This is a genomic window from Mycobacterium sp. E2989 (genome assembly GCF_001667595.1).
GTDB lineage: Bacteria > Actinomycetota > Actinomycetes > Mycobacteriales > Mycobacteriaceae > Mycobacterium.
The window spans coordinates 1-1,751 of record NZ_LZJX01000032.1 but is presented as its reverse complement, the minus strand read 5'-3'; the positions used below and the strand labels follow the sequence as shown (position 1 = coordinate 1,751).

At 74.6% G+C, this 1,751-nt stretch carries 2 pseudogenes; both read right to left on the bottom strand.

Annotated elements, in window-relative coordinates:
* A pseudogene (locus A5680_RS07630) lies at positions 1-897 on the bottom strand (hypothetical protein); the annotation flags it as partial.
* A 140-nt stretch (positions 898-1,037) separates the two neighbouring features.
* Positions 1,038-1,751 (bottom strand): annotated as a pseudogene (locus A5680_RS25995) (hypothetical protein); the annotation flags it as partial.

Sequence of the window (1,751 nt, the reverse complement as noted above, 5' to 3'; positions counted from 1 at the left end):
GGCGGCGGCGATCGCGGCCAGCCCGCTTCCGGCGAGGAACATCGGCCGGCGCCTGCGGGGGACGACCTCGTCCTCGTCGCCGACGGCGCTGTAGGCCAGCACGCCGGCGTCCGCGTTGCCCCAGACGTCGAGGTAGGTCGGCGCCACCGCACGGGGACTCAACTCCCCGGTGCCGGGGTCCAGCGCGTAGGCCAGGGCCGCCGTGGACGAGGCGAACAGCGGCGCGTTCGCCGAGGCCAGCGCCGCCCCGCGGGCCAGCGCCATCTCCGGCTCCTCCGGCGCCGTCACCTCGACCGGGCTCGCCGCCTCGAGCGCGGGTTTGACCGGGACGATGTCCGTGCCACAGCCGATCAGGAAGACGCCGTCCGCGCGCGTCCCCCGTTCGGTGAGGCCGGTGATCATCGCCGCCAACTCGGCGGTAATCGAACGCTGGGGGGCTGCCAGCTGCTGGCGGTGCAGGTCGACGATCGAACCGTCGGCGACGTCGACCACGGCCAGCGTCGCCGCCGCCGGCTCGACGAACAGCATCGCGATGCGTTCGTAGTCGAGCGCGGCGCCGAACGTCTGGGCGAGCGCGGCCGCGGCCAGTAGCGGGGACACCAGCATCACGCCGCCCATGCCCTGGCGGGCCATCGCGTCCCGCAGCGCGCCGACACCGGCGGCGTCCGTCCAGGTCACGCCGGTCGACTCCAGGTGGTAGCCGCCGGCGAGCGCGCCTTCGCGGGTGCCCTCGATCGCCGCCAGCACTTGCTCGACCGCACCGGCGGCCCCCGGGTCCGTGCCGGCGGCGACCTCGAACTCGTCCTGTTCGACGGTGACGCCGTCGGCGTTCTGGCCCTCGATGACCACCAGGCGCACCGTTTCGGGGGCCATCGAAACCCCCAGCACGATGTCCACGCATGCCTCCGCAGTCCGCTGATTTGCTCGCTGACTTGTTCCGGCCCCCCATGAGGCAATACCGGATAAACCCCGCCCGACGGGGCGCATTCCACGCTACCCGCGCGGGCGCGGACGCGCTCGGCAGCGGGTTCTCGCGGCTAGTAGCCCGGGCTCAGGAAGGGGTTCTGCGAGTTCTGCGGATACTGCGGGTACTGCGGGTACGGGGTGTACTGCGGGGCCGGCGCCTGCGGGGCCTGCGTCTGCGGAACCTGGACCGGTATGGGCACCGGCAACAGCGGCACGTGGATCCACTGGGTGGTCATCGGCACCGTCGTGCTGGTGGTCGTCGTCGTCGACGGCGGGGGCGGCTCGCTCTCGGTCGTGGTCGGCGGCGGCGGGGGCGTCGTCATGGCCGTCGTCGTCGGCGCCTGGGTCACCGGCGGCGCGGTGTGCCGCGGGGTGTAGACGGGCGGCGCCTGCGTGGTGACCACCACCGGCGGCGGTGGCGGCGGTGACGGCGGCGGTTCGGGCGGCGGCGCCGGGCTGGGCACCGGCGCGGCGCTGGGCGGGACCGGCACGGCCGTCGGGGGCGGCGGCGCGACGGTGCGCGGAACCAGCGGGCTGGCCGGCGGGGCGGGCCGGGGCGCGACGCTGGGCGCCGGCGGGGCCTGACGGTTCTCGATGCCGGTCAGCGTGTAGGCGACACCGCCGATCGCCGTCATGGCCACCAGCGCGGACATCCCGATGATCAACTGTGACAACCGAAGGCGGCGCCACGGCCGGTCCGGGGCCGGGTCGATCACGTTCAGCCGCATCGACCAGCCGGACGGGCCGTCTTCGTCGTAGGTTTCGCCGCCGAACCGCACCCGCAG